Genomic DNA, 25,179 nt, shown 5'->3' on the forward strand with positions numbered 1-25,179 from the left:
TGCTTAAGCGGCCAGAAAAAGCAGAAAAAAGGCCAAATAATTGAGGTAATGCTGTCTGAAAATTGACTGGGCGGATCTGTAAATTTGTAAATATTGTCAAAGGTGAAATTTGAAGCTATTTTGTCACGAGTTGTAAAACTCATCATTGCTGGTTTGGGAGGACCTGATGAGCGAACGCAAGATTTTTGCCGGTCCACGCATCAGGCGCATCCGCAACGAGCGCGGTCTGACGCAGACATCGATGGCCGAGGCGCTTGGTATTTCGCCGTCTTATCTCAATCTCATTGAGCGCAATCAGCGTCCGCTGACGGTGCAGCTGCTGTTAAAGCTTGCCAGTGTTTACAAGCTCGATCTCGATAGCCTGCAGGCAGAAAGCGGCACGACGGTTGCGGGCCTGAAGGAAGTGTTTTCCGATCCGCTGCTGACGGGAGAATTGCCGGGCGATCAGGAGCTGGTGGAAATTGGCGAGGCAGCACCCAATGCTGCTAGTGGGATCGTCAAACTTTATCGCGCCTATCGTGAGCAGCAGCAGCGCCTTTCCGATTTGTCGCAGTTGCTTTCGCATGAAGGCAGCGATGCGCAGCTTTCCGCTACGCGGTTGCCGCTCGATGAGGTCCGTGATGTCATGGCGCGGCGGCCCAATCATTATCCGCGTATCGAAGAAGAGGCGGAGAGTTTTTATGGTCTGCTGAAGCCCGATGGCGACCTGTCGGGCGCACTGAAAGAATGGCTGCGGCGCGAGCATGGCATTACTGTGCGTACGCTGCCCGTCGCGACCATGCCGAACTGGCGCAGACGTTATGACCGGCATTCGCAGCGGCTGTTTATATCGGAGCGATTGTCGCCCTTTGATCAGTTGCAGGAAATTGCCATGGAGGCGGCGCTTATCCGTATACAGGTGATGATCGGCGCCGAAACGGAAGCGCTGAAACTCTCGTCCAGTGAAGCAAAGCGCATCGCGCGTTTTGAGCTGGCGCGTTATGCGGCGCAGGCCTTGATGATGCCCTATCGGCAGTTTCGCGATGCGGCTGTGCGGGCGCGCTATGATGTTGACGTGTTGCGCTCGCGCTTTGGTGTGTCGTTTCAGCAGGCGGCGAACCGGCTCACAACGCTTCAACGACAGGGTAATGCTGCTTTGCCGTTTTTCTTGATGGAAATCGACCATGCGGGCAATCGCTTGCGCATGGCGGGCTCGCAAGGGTTTCCTGTCCGGTTTGGTGGGCAATGTCCCAAGCTGCCGGTCTATGCGGCCTTTACACAAGCGGGGCAGTTGTTGGTGGAACCAGCCGAATTGCCCGATGGTTCCGCTTTTCTGACGATTGCGCGAACACTTGAAGGACCGCAAGGCGCTTTCAATGAACGTCCGCGGCGCACTGCCATTCTTCTCGGCTGCTCGCTCGATGCAGGTTCTGAGACAATTTATGGTGCGAATAGTGCTCCGCGCACGGAAATCGGACCGGCCTGTCGGCTTTGTGAGCGACAGGGCTGTATCACACGGGCCGAGCCGCCGCTTACCCGTCCATTGGGACTTGATGAAATGGTGGCGGGATTATCGGCTTTCGACTTCCAGTAGAGCCGGAAGATTTTAGCTCTGACGGTCTGCAAATGGCGCGACATCGCAATTTTTGTGTTCGTCTTGTCATCAGCCGGTTGACGAATGCTGCACAATCTAAAAAACTATGAAGTTGAAACAGTTTACCCACCCTTGAGCTGTACCTGGAATCACGGTGCAGAATGGAGCAAGCGATGAGGATGAAATCCTTTCTTCTGGCGACTACAATGGTTTCTGGCCTTGTAAGCGCCGCCGTATTTCCCGCAAGCGCGCAGGAGCGGGTGGTCAATATCTATAACTGGTCGGATTACATCGACGATTCGATCCTCAAGGATTTCACCAAGGAAACCGGCATCAAGGTCGTTTACGACGTTTATGATTCCAACGAAATTCTCGAAACCAAGCTTCTTGCAGGCGGCAGCGGCTACGATCTCGTGGTGCCATCGGGCGAATTCCTTGGCCGCCAGATCCCAGCGGGCGTGTTCCTGAAGTTGGATAAAGACAAGCTCCCGAACCTCAAGAACATGTGGGACGAAATCTCAACCCGTGCCGCGACCTACGATCCGGGCAACGAATATTCCATCAACTACATGTGGGGCACGACCGGCATTGGCTATAACAAGGCCAAAATCAAGGAAGCGCTGGGCACCGACACGATTGACTCGTGGGACGTTCTTTTCGATCCGGAAAAATCGGCAAAGCTTAAAGGCTGCGGCATTTACCTGCTCGATTCAGCCAGTGAAATGCTGCGTCCGGCTCTGAACTATCTCGGACTTGATCCAAATTCCCCATCGCCGGAAGATCTCGAAAAGGCGCAGGAACTTTATCTCAAGATTCGTCCGAATATCCGCAAGTTCCATTCTTCGGAATATATCAATGCGCTGGCTAACGGCGATATCTGCATGGCCGTTGGCTATTCGGGCGACATCTTCCAGGCACGTGATCGTGCAGAGAAGGCGAAACAGGGCGTAGAGATCGGTTACTCGATCCCGAAGGAAGGCGCGCTGATGTGGTTCGACCAGATGGCGATCCCGGCAGATGCGAAGAATGTGCCTGAAGCGCTTGAATTCATGAACTATATCATGCGTCCGGAAGTTGCAGCCAAGGCGTCGAACTTCGTGTTCTATGCAAACGGCAACAAGGCATCGCAGGAATTCATCGACAAGGAAATTCTTGATGATCCGGCTATCTATCCAAGCGATGAAGTTCTGAAGAAGCTCTTCGTACCGACGCCTTATGACACCAAGGTGCAGCGCGTTGTTACACGCGCCTGGACCAAGATCGTCACAGGCCAGTAACAGTCGGATAATATGACGGCTATTATTAGCCGACGCGGGTTTGCCCGTTGAAATTGAGAGCGGCTCACTGTTCGTACAGCTGGGCCGCTCTACGTCTTGTAGTAGATCAATGGCAGGCTGTGCCTGTGAATGTCAGGTTCCTGATAAGTCGATAGGGGAACGGAATGGAATCTTTTGGCAGCTTTCGCCGCAAATTCGCACCCTGGAATGATCCGGCGGCGAAGCCTTATATTTCTTTTGAAAATGTGACCAAGATTTTCGGCGATTTTACTGCTGTTGATAATCTGTCGCTGAATGTTTTCAATCGAGAGTTCTTCGCGCTGCTAGGGGCGTCCGGTTGCGGCAAGACCACGCTGATGCGTATGTTGGCTGGTTTTGAAGAGCCGACATCTGGTCGAATCACCCTTGATGGTCAGGATATGCGCGGCATTCCTCCCTATAAGCGTCCGGTAAACATGATGTTCCAGTCCTATGCACTGTTCCCGCATATGACTGTTGAAAACAATATTGCTTTCGGTCTCAAGCAGGACGGCATGGCAAAATCGGAAATCGATGCCCGCGTTGCTGAAATGCTGAAGCTCGTAAAGCTTGAGCAATATGGCAAGCGCAAGCCGCATCAGCTTTCGGGCGGTCAGCGCCAGCGTGTGGCCTTGGCCCGCGCCGTTGCGAAACGTCCAAAAGTGCTGCTGCTCGACGAACCGCTTGGCGCGCTCGACAAGAAGCTGCGCGAAGAAACACAGTTCGAGCTGATGGATTTGCAGGTCAAGCTTGGTCTCACTTTCATGGTCGTCACCCACGATCAGGAAGAAGCCATGACAATGTCCGATCGTATCGCCGTTATGGACAAGGGCCGTATCATGCAGGTGGCAACACCTGCCGAAGTATATGAAGCGCCGGGCTCCAAGTTCGTGGCCGACTTCATCGGTAATGTGAACATCATTGAAGGCGAAGTGGTGAAAGCCGCGAATGGTGAGGCAGAAATCGCCACCGAAAAATTCGGCTTCAATATTCAGACCGAAACCCGCGAACAGCTGAGCGCTGGCCAGAAGGTCTGGTATGCAGTGCGCCCTGAAAAGACACGCATCACCCGCGAAAAGCCGGAAGAAACCTCCGTCAATGCGGTTGAGGGTGAGCTTTGGGATATTGCCTATTTTGGCGATATGACGGTTTTCCACGTTCGTCTCGACAATGGCCGCACCATCAAGGCTGCAAGCCTGAATGCCGTGCGCAAGACGGAAAACCCGCTGACCTATGATGAGCGCGTATGGGTTTCGTTCGATACCGATGCCGGTCTGGTGCTGACAGCCTGAGGAGGGGAGGCACATGCAAAAGCTCATTGCTTCCATAACCAGTCGCCTCGTGATCGCAGTGCCTTATCTGTGGCTGTTGATCTTCTTTCTGGTTCCATTTTTCATCGTCTTCAAGATTTCGTTGTCCGAAGTCACGATGGCGATCCCGCCTTATCAGCCGGTCATTGATCTGACGCAGGGCTTCAGCCTTGCATGGGAGCGCGTGAAGCAGCTCTCCTTTGATAATTACCTCTGGCTGATGGATGATCCGCTTTACTATATGGCGTATCTCTCCAGCGTGCGGATTGCAGCAATCTCGACGTTCCTGACGTTGCTTGTCGCTTATCCGATGGCCTATGGCATGGCGCGTGCGCCGCAAAGTCTTCGCCCGACATTGTTGATGCTGGTCATTCTGCCGTTCTGGACATCGTTCCTTATCCGCGTTTATGCGTGGATCGGTATCCTCAAGCCTGAAGGCCTGCTTAACCAGTTCCTGATGTGGCTCAATGTCATCGATACGCCGCTTAACATTCTGAACACGGATACAGCCGTCTTTATCGGTATCGTCTATTCCTACCTGCCGTTCATGATCCTGCCGATCTACTCGTCACTCGAAAAGATGGATTACTCGCTGATCGAAGCAGCACAGGATCTGGGCTGCACAGCTTTCTCGGCTTTCTGGAAAATCACGTTTCCGTTGTCGCTTGCAGGCGTCGTAGCGGGTTGTTTCCTTGTGTTCATCCCGGCCGTTGGTGAATTTGTGATCCCTGATCTTCTTGGTGGTTCGCAGACACTGATGATCGGTAAAACAATCTGGAGTGAGTTCTTCTCCAATCGCGACTGGCCGGTTTCTTCGGCGGTGGCAGTGGTTCTGCTGCTCCTGCTTATCGTGCCGATTGTGATTTTCCAGCAGGCGCAGGCGCGCCAGCAGGAGAAGGGGAAATAAGATGCAGAACAACTGGTCTCGTTTTAACATCGCATCAGTCGCGCTCGGCTTTGCCTTTCTCTACCTGCCGATAGTTCTGCTGGTTATCTATTCGTTCAATGAATCCCGTCTGGTCACTGTCTGGGCGGGCTTCTCGACCAAATGGTATGTGGAACTGTTCCGCAATCAGGCGCTGATGGATGCGGCATGGGTGACGATCCGCGTCGGGCTTTTGTCGGCCACGATTGCAACCGTGCTTGGCACGCTGGCAGCCCTGGCATTGACCCGCTACACGCGGTTTCGCGGGCGCATCCTGTTTTCGGGCATGGTCTATGCGCCGTTGGTCATGCCGGATGTCATCACCGGTCTTTCGCTGCTGCTTTTGTTCGTGGCGATGAACTTTGATCGTGGTTTCTGGACGGTAACGCTTGCACACATCACCTTCTCGATGTGTTTCGTGGCTGTCGTTGTGCAATCGCGTCTGGTAAGCTTTGATCATTCGCTGGAAGAGGCGGCGATGGATCTTGGCGCGCCACCCGTAACCACGTTTATGAAAATCACTTTGCCGGTTATTCTGCCTGCGGTGGTTTCCGGCTGGATGCTGGCCTTCACCCTTTCGCTCGACGATCTGGTGATTGCAAGCTTCACATCGGGTCCGGGTGCAACAACGCTTCCGATGAAGATTTACTCACAGGTGCGGCTCGGTGTGACGCCGGAAATCAATGCGGTTTGTACCATTCTTATCGCCCTGGTGACGACAGGTGTTATCATTGCATCGGTCGTCAACAAGCGCCGCGAAGTGCAGCGCCGCCGTGATGAACAGGCGGCATTCCGCATCGGATAATCTGTAGAAAAATGCGGCGGGGCAGGTTTACTGCCCCGTTCCGCTTCCTGTCGATGATGGGGAAATAAATGGTCGATCCCATGAGCCGCCGACGAAGAAATGAAGCGGCGGCTTCGCTGCCGCGCCCTGAGCGTTTGGATCGCCCTGGGCTGGCTGGCCCTGCTGATTGTCGGCATTCTGCTGTTGCTGGGGCTGGCTGTCAGGGAAGATAACTTCGCCACTCAGCGCCAGACTGCGATCGACAAAAGGCACAATGCCAGCAAGGTTGAGCGTGCCTTCCGACGTTGCCAATGTCGCATTTTCCAGCGATGCCACACCATCCGAGAGGTTGGCTTTCATATCGAGGCGATTGAAGGCGAGCGAGACATTGTCCTGTCGCTCAAGGGCAAAGAAGCCCTGGCTTTGTGCCTTGGTCAGAAAGTCCTGAACCGAAAAGCCCTGCATCTGGCCATTGTTTAACTGTACCGAGACATTGCCCTGCGCATTGTTGAGCAAGCCGGACCAGCGATTGGCCGGTCCCTTCATGAACAACGACACATTGCCTTTGCCATTGATGAAAGGTTTGTCAAAGCCGAGCGCCGCAAACAGCTGCGAGCTATCGATGTCGGAGGCATTAAAGCGCAATTCGCCACTGGCGGTCTTCAAATCGCGCACAATCTGGAGATTGGCCTGAAGAATACCATTGAAGGCTTTGGCGTCGCCGATATCGAACATCGCACGGCCGCCTCTGATCTGGACGGCTGCAGCCACACCCGTCATTGAGACAGGCCCGGCAGTTGCCGTCTGTGCTGACAGCCGCAAATCCAACTCGGATCGATTGATGAAGCTTGTATCAATGGTGTCGCGTTCGTTCTGATCACGTTCGCTCGGCGAGCGGGGCTGGCTTACAGGCAGCGGCACAAAGATCGAAAACAGGCGACGCAGGTTCAGTTTCTCAAAAGCGAGCGTTCCCGTGACGGCGGGCGTTTCCTGCTCAAATCCAATCTCGATCACACCCTTGGCCGGGCTTTCATCCGTCGTCATCTCGACATCGGCAAATTTCAACCGACGCGGTGTGGAGGTGATGGTGGAGTCGAGTGAGAAGGCGCCGATTTCTGTGCTGCCCGCGACAGGTGGCAAGGCAAGCCAACGCAGCGAATTGCTCAATGAAGGCGTCTTGGCGCTCAAAGCACCTTCAAAGAAGCGATCATTGGAAATATTGGCTTTGCCCTCAAAGGTGATGTTGACCGGGTTGGACGTAAAGCTCGCGGTCACGTCAGAAGTGCCACCTGCGAGCAACGGAAGGGCTTGCGCTGCAGTCAGGCTGAACTGGGTGTTCTCGCCGCGCCATAGCGCACTGCCGCGAAGCGTTGCAGCACTTGATGTGCGTGGCCATTCGAGAGTGGCATTCACCTTGGTGATCTGCTGGTCTTCTTTTGGTTCTTCTTCCGAATCCGGGTGGTTGAACGAGATTGTGCCGTCGCGAACCACAACGCGGCCAAAAGGCTGCGAAGCCTGCTGCGTTGCAAGAGTCTTGTCATTGCCGCCATTTTGCTGCTGCAAGGCGCGTTGCGCGCGTATCGCTGTGCCCAATCGACCATTCGAACTTGCAATCGCATCCAGCAGCTCAGAAAAATTATCGACCGGACCGCCAATGTTAAAATGCGGCCTTACAATCTGTGTTTCAGAGAATGACAGCCTGCCCATGATAGCATCAAGCGGCGAAAGCTCGATTTCAATGCGGTTGGCGCTCATGAAAGGCTTGGCACCCTGATCGGACAGTTTGCTAAGTGTCACGCCATCGAGCGAAGCCCGAAGAACCGGAAACACGCGCAAGCGCGGTGCTTCGCGCAGTTCAACGCTATAGCCGGTCCACGCGCTGATTTCCTGCGCCACACGAATGCGGATCGCATCGGTTGAGACGATGAAAGGTATGATCGCGAGCAGGGTAGCGACCGCTGCCGCGCCCAGAATGACGAGCGCAATAATAAGGCGCATAAACTTCGGCCAGCGCATCAACCATCCTATCAGTGAGACATATTCCGTAATCTAAACTAGCTCAGCACTGTGGCAAAGCAAAGCCGCCTATGCTGATTCCATCTTATGGTTAAACAATTGTTTCTCAGAAATTAACCCTGATTTTACAGGAGTTTCCAATCTCTAAATTCCGACATCGGATTTTAAGGCCGTATTAACCAGCTAGGCGCGATATAGAATGCAACACTGAGTAATGATCGAGCCGCTTGTTGTGCTTATCTGTCACTTGCTTTCGTGTCTTTGTCTCTGAGATTTATCGCGCTGGCTTTTGCCGGCGCTTTTTTTGTTTGCAAATGAAAAGCCCTCCGGCCGGAGGGCTTTTATTCATATCTAGAGCATTTCCTATTGAAAATGCTCTATCTTTTCCGAAAACCGGTTCCCACTTTTCGGGATACGCTTCGATCATTCCGCGAGAACGCGTGTGGGTGGGAAAACGATTTCCACCACAGTTCCCTGGCCGGGTGTGGAGTCGATGGCAAACTGTGCGCGGTTGGCTTCAACCATCGCCTTGGTCAGCGGAAGTCCAAGTCCCGTGCCTTCGTTGCGCCAGTCTTTTGCGCTTTCGGCCTGACGCCGCTGCATCGTGTTGACCTGACGGAACGGCTTCAGTGCCTGTTCGATTTCAGCCTTGGTCATACCGACGCCGGTATCTCGCACACGCATCACGACATCGCCATTCAGCTCGTAATTCGTCGAAACGATAACCTGTCCGCCGGTTGCGGTGAAGCGTACGGCATTGGAGAGCAGGTTGAGTGCGACCTGCTTGATCGAGCGCGCATCGGCGACGATATCCGGCAGGTTCGACTGGAAGCTGGAACGGATAATGACACGTTCGCGGTTGGCCTGCGGCTGCATGAGCGCAATGGCTTCGCCGATAGCGTCATTGAGCGAAACCGCTTCGAACTGCATGTCGAGCGCACCGGCTTCGATCTTTGAAATATCAAGGAGATCGTTGACCAATGCCAGCACATGATTGCCGGAACGGTTGATGTCACGCAGATAGTCGCGATAACGCTCGTTGCCGATCGGGCCGAATTTTTCATCGGACATTAGTTCCGAGAAGCCGATAATGGCATTGAGGGGCGTGCGAATTTCATGGCTGATACGCGCAAGGAATTCCGTTTTCTGACTGGACGCACGTTCGGCTTCGCGACGTGCATTGGTCAGTTCTTCCTCTGTGCGCTTCCACTGAGTAATGTCGCGCAGAACTGCACAATATCCGTTTGTATGCGGTAGCTTGCCAATAGTCATGAACAGCGGAATGAAACCGCCCTGTGCTTCACGACCAATCACCTCGCGTCCGTCATTGAGGACACTCAAAACGCCATTACCGGAAAGGCCATGCAGATAATCCATCGCCGCACGCTGGCTTTCGATGGCAAAGAGCATGGAGAAGAACTTGCCTTCCGTATCGTCCTGATCGTAGCCAAACAGCGCCGAGGCCGAATGGTTCATCGAGCGAATGCGGCCCTCGGGATCAATCAGCACAACACCATCGGTTGCGGTGTCGAGAATGGTCTTGAGCTCTTCGATATGGGCCTGCAGTTCCTGCTTTTCAGAGCGATCCTCAGGGGCCGGTTCTGGTGTACTTTGAACAAGTGCAGTCGTTTCAACTGCGACAGGCATAAGGCTCAGCATCAATGCGCGGCCAGAACGCCAGTTGATCGCATTAAGATGTGCATCGACCGGTTCTTCATGGCCGTCGGCATGACGTAACACCATGCCCTGGCGTTTTTCACTGTCGTCGGCTTCGCTGTTAAAAAGCGCATCAACGCCACCAGCCTCACGGATGTCTTCAATCGCGTCATAACCCGTCAGATCAAGCAGCGCCTGATTGACGTAATGGATATCGCCGCCAGACTGAATAATCACCGGCACAGGCAGATTGGCAAGCAAAGCCGTTTCGTCAGCAAACACCTTTTCTTCAGAAACAGCGGGTGTTGTGGCCTCTGTGGCAGGCTGTTCGCCGGAATTTGTTTGAGCAGGTTCCGAAACCAGCGCGACAGGTGAGGCGCGTTCGGCGGCAGGTTTTATCTGCTCCGCTGCAATTGTCTTCTCATCTGTTGCATCTTGATCCTGACGCGAGTTAGCGAGACCTTGCTTGCGCAAGCGGTCAGCGATTTCGCGGAATGCATTGCGCTCGGTGGCAGTCAGGCCGCCTTCAGGGCGTTTGTCAGTCTTTGTCTTGTGTTCTTTTTCGTGATCCGCCGCGACTTTTTCGCGGGCTGCAGCGTTGAGAAGCTCAAGCACCTTGTCGGATTCCCGACGACCCGGATTAGGAGTCAGAACCACAGGTGGCTGATATTTGGCTTCTGAAGGATGATCGTCATTCGCAACTTCTTCTGAAAGCGCCAAAACATCATCGTCCGCACCGTCGAGCGGTAGACTGCTCTGTTGTTCTTCTGGAACGCGCTTTTGCGGAACACCGCCAGCCAGCACAATGCCGATGGTTTCAGGGTCTGCTTCTGCATCCTGTGGGTTCACAAGGCCGAAACCACGGAAACCGATAAATTCGCGATCGCGCGAGTAAACGGGAAGGGCGGCAAGCTCTACTGGCACGCGGAGATTTGTGCCCTCAACCGGCCAAAGCAGCTTTTTACCGGACCAGGTATCGCGCTTTTGCAGCAGAACGGCGATAGCGCCATCTGTGTCGAAGCCAAATACATTGGCAACTTCCGCAAAGCGGCGACCGATAACATCGGCAGCATTAGGCCCGATAATGATGCCCAGTTCTGGCGATAGTTCGGTAAATGTACCGGCCGCATCCGTCTTCCATATGAAGCGGGCTGGTGCGCCGTTACGGTCAAAAGCAAATTCCTTTGGCTTCTGGACCTCTTCGGTCTCGACCGCTGTGTCTTTCACTGCGGGTACGATATTTTGTTCAGCCAAAGGCGCATCGGCGGTCAAAGCCGCCTGTGTCGCTTCGCCGATAATGCAGAGCAGGTGCAGAGCAGGGTCGTCTGAAAGACGCGCCAGCGCACCCGGAACTGAATGCTTTCCCGCACGAATACGCCGCTTGACCAGATGATCATCCGCATCTTCTGCTTCGACGATTAGATCTTCAAGGGTGGATGCGGAAATATCAAGCGCTGCAAAACGTGAGCTCGCAGCAAGAATTCTCGCCTGTGCATCAATGAGTGCGACATGCGTTGTGTCATCAGCAAGGCCGGAAATAATATCGCCCGGCTTAACATTCTGACGGTCGACAGACATCAGCAAGGCTTCAATGCCATCGGGCAGGGCGATATTCGAAATCTTCAGGCGGGTCAGTTCGGCCCGCATTCCTCCGCCCAGACGAACGGCAACAATCCTGGGCGCGATGTCGGTTTCATCGGTGGAAGCTGTAATCTGTCGGCGCGTTGCGACCGGCAGATCAAGGGCGCCGGCGATCAGGTCTTCGATACGATCATGGCCAAAGAGGTTTGCGCCAGCGCCATTTGCCCAAAGCACTGTCGATAAGTCGCGCGTCAGCACGAGCTGCGCGTCGCCCTTGGCAAAGCCTTCGCGGATTTGATCCAGCGCGGCAATATCGATGAAGGGGTATGATCCTGACATACCGGTCCTTTACCTGTTCTTCCGTCCACCCAAGAAACCTCTTAACGATCTGTTAATAAGCCTCTTGCGGGTTCGGGTCCATATTTGCATTCGATATGGACCTTACTTTCTGTTCCATTAGTTAATGCAGGTAAGGCAATTTTATGTGTCGGTGGATAATCCGCGTTTATGCACAACCATGCATAAAACATGGTAACCGGATTGCGTCGAATTTTAACGATTGCGGCTTTCGAGCTAACAAACGGGGAAATCTTCAAAAAAGATCATTATAATCACTTGCAATGTGGTTCGATTCTCCGTATGTGACCCCCTGTCGACGGACACCGAAGCGAGTTCGTTGAGATTTAGGTACGCGGTCGTAGCTCAGTTGGTTAGAGCGCAGGATTGTGGCTCCTGAGGTCGGTGGTTCGAATCCACCCGTCCGTACCATCTAATTTCCAACATATACTGTAGACAGTGCCTGAAACAGAGCAGCATGTTGTGTGACATGCTGAAGTCTCTGTATTTGAGCGGAACGTCGGCATCTTTTTGCAATTTTAAAAAAGCTTCCAGCAAGTTATTGAAATTTCGTGATTCTGGATATTGTTCTTCATGGAATCCCGTAATATTGCCGGGCAATTTTGGCTAGCTTCTTCCCTGTGGAACAAAACCACTACCCAATCATTGGGCTATTGTAGGAGCGTCCAGAAAGGGAGGTATTGTTTCATGAAACAGGTCAGCCCGCGTGAAGCGCGACAGGGTCGTGAGGGCAAACCCGTTCTTGTAATTTTGCTGGTTAGCATAGCTGCAGCTGCAGTTGTCTGGCTGCTTGTTGAGCTTTTCGGTAGCGCAATTGCACCTGAAGTGCCTTCCAATAGTGAAGGCTCGGTGCCACCAGCCAGCACCGAAACTGTTCCGCCTGCTTCCGGCAATTGATCTTTAAAAACCAATATGAATTGCGGATACATATTGCGTTTCAATCCGCCTGAACAAAAGCCGAGAATTTCCGTTGAAGGGCATGGATCAATTCTGGGCTGAATTCACCCACGATAATATGCTCAGCCTGCCAGTCGTATTGGCAAGAATGCTGCTCGCAACTCTTCTTGGCGCGGTTATCGGTCTTGAAAGAGAATGGCGAAAGCGACCGGCAGGGTTGAAGACCCACATGATGGTCTGTCTCGCATCAGCAACCTTCACAATCGTATCGCTTGAGCTGGTGAATGTGCCGGTTTTTGACGATCAGAACATCCGCATGGACCCTTCGCGTCTCGTAGAAGCGATCACCAGCGGTGTGGCATTTCTTGCGGCTGGCTTTATCATCTTCGCCAAAGGCCAGATTACCGGCATTACAACGGGTGCGGGCATGTGGCTTGCTGCAGCTATCGGTCTCGCAAGCGGCCTCGGATTGTGGCACATCGCGATTATGGCAACGGCCATCGCCGTTATCATGCTGATCGGAGTTGGAAAGATGGAACGATCGGTAAGACCAGACAGAGGCGACTAGAGCGAATCCCGAAAAATGTGTGGCGGTTTTCGGACAAAGATGCGTGTCAGAAAATATTCAGAGCGCCGCCGCTGCCGTGGCCAGCTCAGTTGTTACTGGGCTAATGCTTGTTCAATTGTGTCTTTCAGTGCAAGCCGCTGCTTGCGCAGGTTGGTTTCCTCTTCCTGACTGACAGGTGCTATCTTGCTTTCGGCCCGATGAATACGGTCATTGACCGAGTCATATTCCTCCAGAATGCGAGCGAAACGCGGGTCAGCGGCCTTCAGGGCATGAATAGCAACCAACTGACCAGGAAACTCTTCACCAAGCGTGTGAGGGGAGTTTGACATGGTTTTCTCCTTCCTTTGATGAGAGCAGATTGGCAGGTGGAAACCGAAGCCTCATTGATCCCAATCAATAGGGATAAATATCGTTATATGCAGTTTCTGCATTGCTCTTATGCAAAGGCAGCACTTCAAACAGAAGTTGTGAAACACCATCTCAAGGGTGCGGACCAATAAGGTGTCCGTGATGGAGATGAAAATGTTTGCCCGCTTTAATAATCGTTTCGGTCGTGCCTTTGCGCAATTCGGTAGTGCCGTTCGCGCATCTGCTGCCCTGCGTGTTGGCCATCAGCCAATGGCAAAAGACCTTGAGACGCTCGGCATCGACGTGGCTCAGTTCCGTAAGATTCACGACTAGGCTTGCAGTTGTTTATTGAAGTAAAGCCCCGGTTTCCCGGGGCTTTTTGTTTTTTGAGTGGATTTCACTCCGGTCGGACTATGCTCTAGTCTTCGTCTGTTGCCATTTGCTTGAGCAACTCGCCCTTGCCGCGCTGGCGCATAATCATCGGCACGACGACTGCCGCGATTGCCAGTGCAATCAGCGTTATCGATACCCATGAATGTACCAGTGTCATCGGGTTTCCCTGGCTGATCTGCAGTGCCTGACGCAAACTCTTCTCTGCCATCGGTCCGAGGATCAGACCCACAACAACCGGTGCAATCGGGTATGAGAAGCGGCGCAGCACATAGCCAAGCAAACCGAAAGCCAGAAGCAGACCCAGTTCAAACGATACCGGAAGACCAAACAGCATTGATGTCGATGCGTTGGCACCGATAGTACCCAGTGTAGCGAAGACCAGAATGCCCGCATAAAGCCAGTGGCGCGGGATGGTGAGCATCTTCACCCAGAGGCCGATCAGCGGCAGGTTCAGTACCAGAAGCATCAGATTGGCGACCAGAAGGCTTGCAACCAGCCCCCATACCAGCGGCGCATTGGTGACAAAGAGCAGTGGTCCCGGCTGCAAGCCGAATTGCTGGAAACCAGCCAGCATGATTGCCGCCGTTGCAGTGGTTGGCAGACCGAGCGTCAGCAGCGGCACGAGAGTACCCGCAGCCGATGCGTTGTTGGCGGCTTCCGGGCCTGCAACGCCTTCAATAGCGCCTTTGCCAAACTCTTCCGGATGTTTGGAAAACTGGCGTTCTGCTGAATAGGACAGAAAGCTTGAAACGTCCGCGCCGCCCGCTGGCATCGCGCCAATCGGAAAGCCGATTGCCGTTCCACGCAACCATGGCATCCACGAGCGCTTCCAGTCATTCTTGGTCATCCAGACTGAGCCTTTGACGGCGATGACTTCATCGTCGGGGCTGAGCTTTTTGGAAACCACCGCCAAGGTCTCGCCAATAGCAAACAGCGCCACCGCAAGCGTGGTAACATTGATGCCATCGAGAAGGTTCGGCGTGCCCATGACCAGACGGGCCTGTCCGGTCAGCTGATCGATGCCGATAAGGCCAAGCGTCAGACCGATGAACAGCGAGGTGAGGCCGCGCAATGTGGAATCGCCAAATGCCGCCGAGACGGTCATGAAGGCAAGCAGCATGAGCGCGAAATATTCCGAAGGTCCGAAGGAGAGGGCGAATTTCACCACCCACGGGGCCACAAATGCCAAAGCCAGCGTTGCAATCAAGCCTGCAATAAACGAGCCGATTGCAGCGGTTGCAAGGGCTGGCCCACCGCGCCCCGCTCGGGCCATTTTATTGCCCTCCAATGCCGTAACGATGGAGGCGCTTTCTCCGGGCGTATTCAGCAAGATCGAGGTGGTCGATCCGCCATACATGCCGCCGTAATAAATACCGGCAAACATGATGAGAGAACCGGCGGGGTCGAGTTTATAGGTAACGGGCAGGAGCAACGCCACTGTAAGTGCTGGGCCGATGCCCGGCAGCACGCCAACAGCCGTGCCAAGTGTGACGCCAATCAGCGCGTAAATAAGGTTTGATGGCTCAAGGGCCACCAGTAGTCCGTTGGCGAGGAGAGTGATTGTATCCATGTTCTTTCGCCTTAAACGAATTGTTCAAGCCAGCCTGACGGCAGCGATAGCTGCAGGCCGCGTGCAAAAATGAACCAGATGACGAATGAGAAGACGATGCCGACCGGCACACTTATCCAGAATTTGCGATAGCCAAATCCGCGCGCCGTTGCTGCAAACAGCAGACCCGTTGCGATGGAAAAGCCCATGGTTTTCATGGTCAGCATCTGGATAACCAGACCGCCAACAATCCACGCCATAGGTGAAATTTCCTGATGTTCACGTTCGGGAAACTCGCCCTTCAATGCGCTGATTACGGTCCAGATAGACAGGATGAATAGCCCAGCTGCAATGATATAGGGGACGGTTTTAGGCCCAACGGGCGAGTAAGACAGCACATTGTTGCCATAGGCCGTTGACCAGGCAATTGCGATAGCAATTGCAGCAAGGATTAGGGCTATGACAAGAGCTGCGTAGTCTGGCGCCGTTCCAGCGGAACGGCGCTCTCCATGCTGTTCAGATCCTGTCATTTGACGAGGCCGATTTCCTTGAGGATGGTTTCAGTGGAAGCCACATCTTTCTTGAGTTGCTCTTTAAAAGCATCGCCTGCAAGATAGGTATCGGCCCAGCCCTTGTCGGCCAGTGCCTTCTGCCAGGATTCAGACTTCACCATCTTTTCGATATCTGCATTGACGGCCGCTTCCTGTTCGGCGGTGATGCCCGGAGCGGCGCCGACCATGCGCCAGTTCTGGATCGAAACGTCGACGCCACCTTCCTTGAAGGTCGGAGCGTCGATGCCTTCAACGCGTTCATCGCTGGAAATACCGATAATGCGAAGCGTACCAGCCTTGATCTGTGGGTCAAATTCGCCATAGCCGGAAATGCCGACTGTTACCTGATTGCCAAGAATTGCAGCGAGCGCTTCGCCACCACCGGAAAAGGCAATGTAGTTGACTTTGGTCGGATCAACGCCTGCAGCCTTGGCAAAAAGACCAGCTGTGATGTGGTCCGTACCACCTGCCGAGCCGCCGCCCCAGGAAACGGAGCCCGGATCAGCCTTGAGCTTGGCAACAAGATCGCCGAGGTTCTGAATGTCGGACGATGCCGGAACGACGATGGCTTCGTATTCGCCGGTGAGGCGGGCGATTGGTGTAATCGCGTCGAGATTGACGGGCGAATTGTTGGTCAGGATCGCACCGACCATGACATAGCCGCCAACGATGAGCTGGCTCGGGTCGCCCTTGTTCTGGTTGACGAACTGCGCCAGGCCAATCGTGCCACCTGCGCCCGGAACGTTAATGACCTGAACGCTGCCGGAAATCTTTTCATCCTGAAGCACGTTCTGCATGGTGCGTGCTGTCTGGTCCCAGCCACCGCCCGGTGCTGCTGGCGCCAATACCTTGTAATCTTCAGCCGAAGCTGCACCCGCCATTGCAAGCGCTGCCACCGACGAAATGGCCAGAATCCATTTACGCATAAATCCTCCCTGAATGCACTTTGCGTGCATTTTGCTGCTGTCTTTGCGACAGCCCTCCTCAAAAACCCCTGCTTCCCAAGCAGAGACTCCTGATCTGGAGACTACAGGAGAGAATTACAATATACCAGCAAGCAGCATCGCTTGTTTTTACTTGCAATATCGTATTAGCAAAAAGTCTTATATAGCGATTTTATAGGGCTGAATAAGCGACCCGGCTCGCTTGACGCTTATATCGGTGCGATGTAATACAGTTACGACGGTTCCCCGACCGAGAGTGAAGGGGATTAATAGGGAACACGGTGAGGACGACCCAAAAGGGACCGAGACCGTGGCTGCCCCCGCAACTGTAAGCGGATTGCCGTTCATCCTTGTGATGCCTCAAAGCGTCATGTCACTGAGACTGTTCCAAACAGCTCGGGAAGGCAGATGAACAGCGAATATCTGTGAGCCAGGAGACCTGCCGTCTAACGTAGTCCATTGTCACGGGCGGGGATGCCCGGTGCAGGAGAGTTGGTTATGACAGCTTTAAGCGTCGCAGGACGTTGCCTCCCATCGTCATTCATATCCCCGGATATGTCCGTCTTCTTTACGCGCCGGATCGCTTCCGCCGTTTGATGCGGCTTTTTCTCTTATCATTTCGGGGTTTTAAATGAACTTTATCGGCAAGACGTCGTTTCGCGTTGCCTTCTCAGCAGTTGCTATTCTTGCGAGTGGCTTCGCTGCACAAGCTGCTGAAACTCAGTATCCGCTGACGCTGAAAAATTGCGGTCGCGATGTTACGTTCAAACAGGCACCAACCCGCGCTGTGGCCGTTGGTCAGAGCAGTACAGAAATTCTTTACAGCCTCGGTCTTGGCGACAAAGTTGTCGGTACTGCTGTCTGGTTTGGCCCTGTTCTGAAGGGTTTTGAAGAAGTTAATGCAAAGGTCAAGCGCCTTGCGGACAACGACCCAAGCTTTGAAAGTGTGCTAGCGGAAAAGCCTGAAATCGTCACTGCTGATTTTCAGTGGCACGTTGGCCCGATGGGCATTGTCGGTAAGCCTGAACAATTTGAAGAATTGGGCATTCCAACCTACACCTCACCCTCCGATTGTGTAGGCAAGGATAATTCCGGCGGCGGCGATGGCGTCCGCACGGCACCTTTCAAGATGGAAATCGTCTATCAGGAAATCACTGAACTTGCTGAGATCTTCAACGTACAGGATCGCGGTGAAAAGCTCGTTGCGGACTTGAAGGCTCGTGAAGCTGCTGCGCGTGAGAAAATTGGCTCCACAAATGGCAAGCTTTCCGCGATGGTCTGGTTCTCCAGCACGCAGATCGATGCTGATCCCTATGCAGCCGGTAAATTTGGTGCTCCCGCCTATATCCTTTCCGCGCTTGGCATCAAGAATGTGATCGAGAGCGAAGAAGAGTGGCCAACTGTCGGTTGGGAAACAATCGCGAAATCCAACCCGTCGATGATCGTTGCAGCGAAGCTTGATCGCCGTCGTTATCCTGCCGACGACATTGCTGTGAAGCATCAGTTCCTTGAAAGTGATGCTGTTACCAAGCTGATGCCAGCCGTCTCAGGCGGCCATGTCTTCGATATGGATGCGCAGTCGATGAGCACTTCGCTCCGCGTGATCGAAGGTATTGAAACGCTTGCTGCGGATATTGCCGCTTCGGATCTCAACAAGTGATAGCACGCGCAGCCACTTCTGGCATTCATCTGGGCAAGGGCATGAGCGGCAGGTTGCTTTTCGTAGCGCTGGCGCTTGTCCTGCTTCTCGGTGCCTTGTGGCTGGGCGCTGCAATTGGTGAAACTGCGATACCTCTGGACGTGGTGGCGAAAACAATCGCCAACCGCGTCTGGAATGCAGGTTATCCGCTTGAGCCGATAGATGAAGGTATTGTCTGGAGCTATCGTCTCAGTCGTGCGGTGGTTGCCGCATGTTGTGGTGCAGCACTTGCCCTTTCCGGTGTGGTGCTGCAATCGCTTCTACGTAACTCATTGGCCGACCCTTATATTCTGGGCATTTCCGCCGGTGCGTCCACAGGTGCGGTCAGCGTTGCCATTCTAGGCATTGGCGCTGGTGTTCTGTCGCTTTCGCTGGGTGCGTTTATAGGGGCAATCATAGCATTTCTTCTGGTCTCGCTGCTGGCGCTAAGAGCAGGGCGAGGAAACAGTGCAATCATTCTGGCAGGTATCGCGGGGTCTCAGCTCTTCAACGCATTGACTTCGTTTATCGTGACGAAGGCTGCAAATGCCGAGCAAGCTCGCGGCATCATGTTCTGGCTTCTCGGCAATCTGTCGGGTGTCCGCTGGCCTGACGCGGCACTTGCCTTTCCTGCATGTATCATTGGGCTTGCAATTTGCCTTTGGCACGCACGGGCGCTTGATGCCTTCACCTTCGGCTCTGAATCTGCCGCCTCGCTGGGTATTCCAGTGCGTCGCGTTTACGCGGTTCTGATTGGTGTCAGTGCCATGATGACGGCGGTCATGGTTTCCATTGTTGGCTCAATCGGCTTTATCGGTCTGGTTATTCCACATGCAGCCCGAATGGTCGTTGGCGTTCGCCATGGGCGATTGTTGCCGGCAGCCGCACTGATTGGTGCAATCTTCATGATCCTCGCCGATATCCTGTCACGAATAATCATTCCGGGTCAGGTTCTACCCATTGGGGTAATTACGGCTCTGGTCGGCGCACCGGCCTTTGCACTCTTGCTCGGGCAGAGGAGGGATCAATCATGATGCTTTCGACGAAAAATGTTGGCTGGTCGGTAGGTGGTGCAGAAATTCTGCGGGATGTTTCGCTTGATGTGCAAGAAGGGGAATTCCTCGGCATTATTGGACCGAATGGGTCCGGTAAAACGAGCTTGCTTTCGCTGCTTTCCGGTGTGCGTCGCGGTCGCGCTGGCGAAGTAAAATTGTGCGGAACGCCGATCCATAAGCTCAACCGTCGCGAGATCGCACGCAAACTTGCACTTGTCGAGCAGCAGGCAGGCACAACTGATCGCATCACTGCACGGCAAGCCGTTGAACTGGGGCGGACACCCTATCTGGGTGCTTTATCGCCATGGTCTGATGCGGATGATGTCATTGTCGAACGGGCTTTAGCCAATGTAGATATGGCGCATCTGGCAAATCGATATTGGCATACGCTTTCAGGCGGTGAACGTCAGCGCGTGCATATTGCGCGTGCGCTGGCGCAGGAGCCTCAGATTCTGCTTCTGGATGAGCCGACCAATCACCTCGATATTGGCCACCAGATTGGTTTGCTCGATCTTGTAAGGCGTCAAGAGCTAACAGTTGTTGCGGCACTTCATGACCTCAACCATGCGGCGATGTTCTGTGATCGTATCGCAGTGATGAACAAGGGGCAGATTGTGGCGCTGGGTACTCCGCGCGAGGTACTACGGGCCGAATGTATTCGCAGTGTTTTCGGTGTTGAAGTCGACGTCGAATACTATGGAGTACGCGGTTGCCATATTCGCTATCGCGCACCAGGTCATGAACAGCTGCATCTAAAGCAATCAGCATAAGCTAAATTAGAATATTTCCAGCAAAAATGGAAACCGGTTTTGCGTCGGATAATGCGATAAAACAAAGAGACAGAGCGGTTTCAATGATTCAGCGCTAGCAGAAACAACTCCTAATAAAAGTTGTTATTAAAGTAGAGTTACCTAATTTATATAATTTGTTGATGCTTATAAAACGATAATATGTTTCACTTTTTACTTAAGTTTGTCACGCTATTGTGACCCATTTTGTTGACAAACTGTTTCCGTTTCATTGACGGTTTGTTTATATGGGACATCTCGTGTTTGGATAAGTGCCGTTTCAACCGCTTGAGTTGGGCAGCATCACCTGAATTTGCGATGCAGTCATATTGCGAATGTATTGTTATTTCTGGTTCCAGATATGCGGGCCGAATTCGATTCGCATAAGCTATTCGTGAAGAGAAGACGGTTCAGTTTGAATAAAGAAATAATATTTGCATTCCGCTCTGCTTAGGCAGTTTTAAAGATGGAATGTGAAAAAGGCTGTTTTAATATCAATTATTGTGAGCATTATTCAGCGGCGACTTGGCTTTTTGACAGGTCGCCGCTTTTTTAACTACGGATACTGCGCACCCGTGACGGTCAAATAGACCGCGTAGAGCGATTTCGTTGCCGCAATGAAAAGCCGGTTGCGACGTGGGCCGCCAAAAGTGACATTTGCAACAGTTTGTGGCGTCTTGATCTTGCCGAGAAGCTGGCCTTCTGGCGAGAAGCAATGCACACCGTCGCCTGCACTTGTCCAAAGGTTGCCATCCGTATCGAAGCGAAAGCCATCTGGCAGGCCGTTATCAATCGTGCAGAAAATATTACCACCCGTGACACGCTTGCCGTCGTCAACGACATCGAAAACCCGGATATGACGGGGTGCTTTTTCGTCGTGGCTATAGGCGCTGTCAGCAACAAACAGCTTTGTTTCATCGGGCGAAAATGCGAGGCCGTTTGGCTGCACAAAGTCTGTGATGGCGGCAGTAAGCTCACCGCTTTTCGGATCAAGTCGATAGATATTGCGGGTTGGCTGTTCGGGATCGGCTTTATAGCCTTCATAGTCTGCCAAGATTCCGTAGGTCGGATCGGTAAACCAGATGGTGCCGTCAGAGCGTACGATAACATCATTTGGTGCGTTGAGCTTCTTGCCCTGATAGCTGTCCGCAAGCACGGTGATGCTACCGTCAACTTCGGTGCGGGTAACACGACGCCCGCCATGTTCACAGGAAACGAGCCGTCCTTCACGATCGCGCGTATTGCCATTGGCAAAATTCGAAGGCTGACGGAACACAGAAACGCCGCCTTCCGGCACCCAACGCAAAATACGCTGGTTGGGAATGTCGCTCCATAGCAGGCAGTTCAGATCACTAAACCAGACCGGGCCTTCGGCCCAGCGACAATCGCTGTAAAGTTCATCAAGACCAGCGCTCGAAACAAACATCTGTCTGAATCGTTCATCGTGAATTTCGTAAATCGAATGATGTTGAGACAAGGAAATAGCTCCAAGGAATGTTGTTTAACGCTCAGGTCTGCGGCTGCTGGCAAGGAAAATCACCGCAATGATGGTGAGCCCTGTCAGGACCAGACGAACACCGGCACCAAAGCCGTAGGTGTTGAGCATTGAGACTATGAGGAACATGAAGAGTGCTGCACCCCAAATGCCGGGGATGTTAGAATCTCCACCTGCTACTGCCGTGCCGCCAATAATGACGACTGCAATCGACATCAGAAGATATTCAGCGCCCATATTGAGTGCTGCGCCACCAGAAAAACAGGCAAGCAGGAAGCCACAGAGCGAAGCCAGAACTGCGCAGAGCAGATAGGTGACGAAGCGTGTGCCATCGACTGGAACACCTGCCATACGTGCTGCAAACGGGTTTTGCCCGATGGCTGAAATCCAGCGGCCATAAATGCTTTTCTTGAGAAGCACCCAGCCTAAAACCGACAGGAGCAGTGCCACGATTGCAACATTGGGAATGCCAAAGACAGAGGAGGTGGTGAACTGTGCCAGAACTTCAGGCGGCTTTACGCGCAGACCGCGATTGCTCCAGATGGCAGTCGACTGGATAAGAAAGCTCATCGACAGGGTTGCGATGATTGGCGGGATGCGCAGCAGCTTGATCAGCGCATAATTGCAGATGCCAATGCCAAGGCCGATCAGAAGTGCGACCGCAAGCCCTGCCAGCACCATGCTGTCTTGCGAGTCCATCAGCTTCAATGCCAATGTTGCGGCAAGGGTCATGGTTGCAGGAACGGAGAGGTCGATATTGCCGGGACCAAGCGTGATGACGAACATCTGCCCGAGGCCGACAATCACCGAGAACGATGCGAAGGTGAAAGCCGCGTGAGAAAGCCCTGCGGCACCCGCACCGCCCGTAAACAATACGGTGATAATCCAGACCGCAATGGTTGCGATGAACGACCATATCCATGGACGACTTGTGAGAACGGAGACAGCGCTCATTGCTTTTTCTCCCTGCGGTCGAGGCGATTGAGGAAGAGGCGAAGCGCCAGCACGACGATGAGGATTCCGCCCTGCGCGCCAATCTGCCAGTCAGGTGAGATACGCATGAAGGAGAGGAATGAACCCGCAAGCGTGAGTGTCAGCGCTCCGATGACTGCGCCAACGGGAGAGATGCGGCCGCCAACAAACTCACCACCACCAAGTATGACACCGGCAATGGAGAGCAGCGTATAGCGCAGCGCAATATTGGCATCTGCCGAAGTGGTCAGCCCCACAAGCGCGATACCGGCAAGCACCGCAAAAAAGGCCGCAAGCGCATAGGTTCCGGCGCGGATTGCGGTGATTGACCAGCCCGCACGCTCAATGGAACGCCCATTGCCACCTGCACCACGCATCAGCACACCGAATGTTGTGCGCATGACGATGAAATGCGTGACAATGGCAATCAAAATGCTTGCGACGATTGCCATGGGTATAAATGGCGGCTTGGTCGTCATGATCCAGCGTGCCCAGTCAGGAGCCTGACCGCCGGGTGAGGGCAGGAGCAAAACGGCAAGGCCACCCCACACGAACGACATTCCGAGTGTGACAACGATAGATGGCAGATTGCGCAGATGGATGATGGCACCCAGTGCTGCATAGGCTGCAATCGCTGCTGCAAGGATCAGAACACCGATCAGGGGTGTCGTGTTGAGATATGTCGCGGCTACACAGACCACGAAGCTCACAAAGGTTCCCATCGAGAGATCAAGGTCATTGACCGCCATGATGAGCATCTGCGCGATTGTTGCGAGTGCAATTGGTACTGCGAGATTGAACAGCAGGTTAAGGCCGGTATAGCTCATGGCACGCGGCTGCATGTAGAAAACAGCGGCCAGCAGCAAAGCAAGCGAGAAAACCGGCGTAAGCAGGCGGAGAGATGAAGCGGAGAGACGCATTATTCGTGTCCTCCCTCAAAGGATGCAGCAAGCACGTTCTTTTCCGTGATTTCGTCGCCGACGAGTTCTGTCACGATTGCACCGTCGCGGAAGACATAGACACGATCACATAGTTCGATCTCGTCCATTTCGGTGGAATACCAGACAAAGGTACGGCCATTTTCTGCTTCATGGCGCAGGATTTCATAGACTTCCTGCTTGGTGCCAACATCCACGCCGCGCATGGGATCGTCCATCAGGATGGCGTTGGCAGTGGTGGCAAGCGCTCTGGCAAAAAGCACTTTCTGCTGATTGCCGCCGGAAAGCGAAAGAATGCGATTGCCCATATCGGGTGTGCGGATTTGGATCTTGTCTTTCCATTGGGCGCCGAGCTGATCTTCACGGCTCTGATCGACAAGCTTCAGCGATGAAAGGCGATCAAGCGAACCTATGGTGAGATTGTGCAGGATGCTCCAGAGCGGAAACGTACCGTTAAGGCTGCGATCACCGGCCACGAAGGCAATTTCGCAATTGCGTGCAGGCAACCAGTTTGGCCGACGTGCATAATAAAGATCGAGCAGCATCTTGGTTTGACCGTGACCGGCAAGTCCAGCGAGGCCGATAACTTCGCCCTTGAAAGCCTGAAACGGCTTGCTGTCATGGGGGCGTTTTTTTGCAGAGAGAACAGCTGTGCCCGTCGTGTCGGTTTTTGCTGCGCGGCGTGCCGCTTTTTCACGTTCGACACTGCCCATGGCTTCGACAAGGCTGCGGTTTGTGAAATCGCCTGCTGTGCGATTGGCGACAACCTTACCGTCTTTCATCACGACGATGCGGTCGGATGTTGAGAGGATTTCACCAAGCATATGCGAAATGAGGATCACCGAACCACCTGTGCCGACAAAGCGACGCACATAGGCCATCAGCTGTGCAGCAATGCCTGCATCGAGCGATGAGGTCGGCTCATCGAGAATAACGAGCTTTGGCGGTGTGCCGGGAGCGGTGAAATTGATGGCGATTTCAACCATCTGCCGTTCAGCAATAGACAACTCATCAACGGTTGCCGCGCAATCGATCTTGTGACCGGGGAAAATCTCACTGAGCTTTTTTGCAATGAGATCAACAGCCTTGCCGCGCCAGTTCGCGCCCGTAAGGTCGCGCTGCATGATGCGGACATTTTCGGCAATTGTCAGATTGGGGAAAAGCGACAGCTCCTGAAAGACGCAGCGGATGCCGTGCTTGCGGGCAGTCGTCACGCCATAGCCTGCCTCACCGTGATAGGAGAGGCTGCCTTCATGCGGGGTAAGACCACCATTGATGACATTGACTATGGTGGATTTGCCAGCACCATTATGGCCGACAAGTCCGACACATTCGCCTTCATGGATAACAAGTTCAGCGCCATCCAGTGCCTTTACCGCACCGAACTGCACGCGAATATTGCGTGCGGCGACGACCTCGCCTTTGTCGATTGAATGAGACATGCATCCGAACTGTATTGGAGATAAGGGAGGGGCGGACAAAGGAAATGTCCACCCCCTGGGAGAA

The 25,179-nt window shown here is 53.6% G+C and carries 21 protein-coding genes, 1 tRNA gene and 1 riboswitch; of the genes, 12 read left to right on the plus strand and 10 right to left on the minus strand.

Features of this window, described 5'->3' with window-relative positions; all coding sequences use genetic code 11:
* Positions 1-166 precede the first annotated feature (166 nt).
* The 5 genes from ABWV94_RS15440 to ABWV94_RS15460 all read left to right on the plus strand — a co-directional run bounded on the left by ABWV94_RS15440 (position 167) and on the right by ABWV94_RS15460 (position 5,908).
* Entirely contained in the window at positions 167-1,573 is a 1,407-nt protein-coding gene (locus ABWV94_RS15440) for a helix-turn-helix domain-containing protein (protein WP_353414211.1), read from the plus strand.
* A gap of 173 nt (positions 1,574-1,746) precedes the next feature.
* Positions 1,747-2,850 (plus strand): polyamine ABC transporter substrate-binding protein, encoded by a 1,104-nt coding sequence (locus ABWV94_RS15445; protein ID WP_007879666.1) that lies wholly within the window; start codon positions 1,747-1,749, stop codon positions 2,848-2,850.
* Positions 2,851-3,014: 164 nt separating this feature from the next.
* Positions 3,015-4,160: an ABC transporter ATP-binding protein gene (locus tag ABWV94_RS15450; protein ID WP_007879665.1), complete on the plus strand. Its 1,146-nt coding sequence runs from the start codon at positions 3,015-3,017 to the stop codon at positions 4,158-4,160.
* 13 nt (positions 4,161-4,173) lie between these two features.
* Entirely contained in the window at positions 4,174-5,085 is a 912-nt protein-coding gene (locus tag ABWV94_RS15455; RefSeq protein WP_064321871.1) for an ABC transporter permease subunit, read from the plus strand.
* Position 5,086: 1 nt separating this feature from the next.
* Positions 5,087-5,908: an ABC transporter permease gene (locus ABWV94_RS15460; protein WP_007879660.1), complete on the plus strand. Its 822-nt coding sequence runs from the start codon at positions 5,087-5,089 to the stop codon at positions 5,906-5,908.
* A 27-nt stretch (positions 5,909-5,935) separates the two neighbouring features.
* On the opposite strand, the gene ABWV94_RS15465 is transcribed toward ABWV94_RS15460, so the two are convergent.
* Together ABWV94_RS15465 and pdhS are read right to left on the minus strand one after the other, a co-directional pair.
* Positions 5,936-7,903, minus strand: a complete 1,968-nt coding sequence (locus ABWV94_RS15465) for an AsmA family protein (RefSeq protein WP_105519673.1) — start codon at positions 7,901-7,903, stop codon at positions 5,936-5,938.
* A gap of 423 nt (positions 7,904-8,326) precedes the next feature.
* Complete coding sequence (gene pdhS, locus ABWV94_RS15470) at positions 8,327-11,479, minus strand: cell-division control histidine kinase PdhS (protein ID WP_353414214.1); 3,153 nt, start codon at positions 11,477-11,479, stop codon at positions 8,327-8,329.
* 352 nt (positions 11,480-11,831) lie between these two features.
* On the opposite strand from pdhS, the gene ABWV94_RS15475 reads away from it, so the two are divergent.
* The 3 genes from ABWV94_RS15475 to ABWV94_RS15485 all read left to right on the plus strand — a co-directional run bounded on the left by ABWV94_RS15475 (position 11,832) and on the right by ABWV94_RS15485 (position 12,962).
* Positions 11,832-11,908, plus strand: a tRNA-His gene (locus ABWV94_RS15475).
* 276 nt (positions 11,909-12,184) lie between these two features.
* Positions 12,185-12,394, plus strand: a complete 210-nt coding sequence (locus ABWV94_RS15480) for a hypothetical protein (protein WP_064321868.1) — start codon at positions 12,185-12,187, stop codon at positions 12,392-12,394.
* 82 nt (positions 12,395-12,476) lie between these two features.
* Positions 12,477-12,962 carry an MgtC/SapB family protein gene (locus ABWV94_RS15485; protein WP_353414216.1) on the plus strand — a complete coding sequence of 162 codons (486 nt, stop codon included), beginning with the start codon at positions 12,477-12,479 and terminating at the stop codon, positions 12,960-12,962.
* A gap of 92 nt (positions 12,963-13,054) precedes the next feature.
* On the opposite strand, the gene ABWV94_RS15490 is transcribed toward ABWV94_RS15485, so the two are convergent.
* On the minus strand, positions 13,055-13,291 hold the full coding sequence (locus tag ABWV94_RS15490) for an HP1242/YdcH family protein (RefSeq protein ID WP_353414218.1): 237 nt from the start codon (positions 13,289-13,291) through the stop codon (positions 13,055-13,057).
* Between the two features lie 193 nt (positions 13,292-13,484).
* Between ABWV94_RS15490 and ABWV94_RS15495 the strand changes: the two genes are divergently transcribed.
* Positions 13,485-13,643 (plus strand): hypothetical protein, encoded by a 159-nt coding sequence (locus ABWV94_RS15495; RefSeq protein ID WP_162699557.1) that lies wholly within the window; start codon positions 13,485-13,487, stop codon positions 13,641-13,643.
* Between the two features lie 85 nt (positions 13,644-13,728).
* Here the strand turns inward: ABWV94_RS15495 and ABWV94_RS15500 are convergent, their stop codons facing one another.
* From ABWV94_RS15500 to ABWV94_RS15510, 3 genes are read right to left on the minus strand one after another with little or no spacing between them, the layout of a single operon-like run.
* A complete protein-coding gene (locus tag ABWV94_RS15500) occupies positions 13,729-15,273 on the minus strand; it encodes a tripartite tricarboxylate transporter permease (protein WP_007879650.1) in 1,545 nt (514 codons plus the stop codon).
* 11 nt (positions 15,274-15,284) lie between these two features.
* Positions 15,285-15,782: a tripartite tricarboxylate transporter TctB family protein gene (locus ABWV94_RS15505; RefSeq protein ID WP_353414220.1), complete on the minus strand. Its 498-nt coding sequence runs from the start codon at positions 15,780-15,782 to the stop codon at positions 15,285-15,287.
* Positions 15,779-16,729, minus strand: a complete 951-nt coding sequence (locus ABWV94_RS15510; protein WP_007879642.1) for a Bug family tripartite tricarboxylate transporter substrate binding protein — start codon at positions 16,727-16,729, stop codon at positions 15,779-15,781. The genes ABWV94_RS15505 and ABWV94_RS15510 overlap by 4 nt, the downstream gene beginning before the upstream one ends.
* A gap of 240 nt (positions 16,730-16,969) precedes the next feature.
* Positions 16,970-17,208, plus strand: a riboswitch (cobalamin riboswitch).
* A gap of 170 nt (positions 17,209-17,378) precedes the next feature.
* Here ABWV94_RS15510 and ABWV94_RS15515 point away from each other — a divergent pair.
* Genes ABWV94_RS15515 through ABWV94_RS15525 form a run of 3 tightly spaced genes read left to right on the plus strand, consistent with a single transcriptional unit; the run spans position 17,379 to position 20,250 of the window.
* Positions 17,379-18,407: an ABC transporter substrate-binding protein gene (locus tag ABWV94_RS15515; protein WP_064321864.1), complete on the plus strand. Its 1,029-nt coding sequence runs from the start codon at positions 17,379-17,381 to the stop codon at positions 18,405-18,407.
* Between the two features lie 41 nt (positions 18,408-18,448).
* Positions 18,449-19,459, plus strand: a complete 1,011-nt coding sequence (locus ABWV94_RS15520; RefSeq protein ID WP_039860886.1) for a FecCD family ABC transporter permease — start codon at positions 18,449-18,451, stop codon at positions 19,457-19,459.
* Entirely contained in the window at positions 19,456-20,250 is a 795-nt protein-coding gene (locus ABWV94_RS15525; protein ID WP_353414223.1) for an ABC transporter ATP-binding protein, read from the plus strand. The genes ABWV94_RS15520 and ABWV94_RS15525 overlap by 4 nt, the downstream gene beginning before the upstream one ends.
* Positions 20,251-20,824: 574 nt before the next feature.
* On the opposite strand, the gene ABWV94_RS15530 is transcribed toward ABWV94_RS15525, so the two are convergent.
* From ABWV94_RS15530 to ABWV94_RS15545, 4 genes are all read right to left on the minus strand, one after another.
* Positions 20,825-21,694 (minus strand): SMP-30/gluconolactonase/LRE family protein, encoded by an 870-nt coding sequence (locus tag ABWV94_RS15530; protein ID WP_113158245.1) that lies wholly within the window; start codon positions 21,692-21,694, stop codon positions 20,825-20,827.
* A gap of 75 nt (positions 21,695-21,769) precedes the next feature.
* A complete protein-coding gene (locus tag ABWV94_RS15535; protein ID WP_007879630.1) occupies positions 21,770-22,717 on the minus strand; it encodes an ABC transporter permease in 948 nt (315 codons plus the stop codon).
* Positions 22,714-23,655, minus strand: coding sequence for an ABC transporter permease (locus ABWV94_RS15540; RefSeq protein ID WP_113496702.1), 942 nt, complete (start codon positions 23,653-23,655; stop codon positions 22,714-22,716). The genes ABWV94_RS15535 and ABWV94_RS15540 overlap by 4 nt, the downstream gene beginning before the upstream one ends.
* A complete protein-coding gene (locus tag ABWV94_RS15545) occupies positions 23,655-25,115 on the minus strand; it encodes an ATP-binding cassette domain-containing protein (protein WP_353414225.1) in 1,461 nt (486 codons plus the stop codon). Before ABWV94_RS15545 ends, ABWV94_RS15540 begins: the two co-directional genes overlap by 1 nt.
* Positions 25,116-25,179: the final 64 nt, after the last annotated feature.

Origin of the sequence: Brucella sp. NBRC 12953, from assembly GCF_040369775.1 — a bacterium.
In the GTDB taxonomy this organism is placed as follows: domain Bacteria; phylum Pseudomonadota; class Alphaproteobacteria; order Rhizobiales; family Rhizobiaceae; genus Brucella; species Brucella pseudogrignonensis.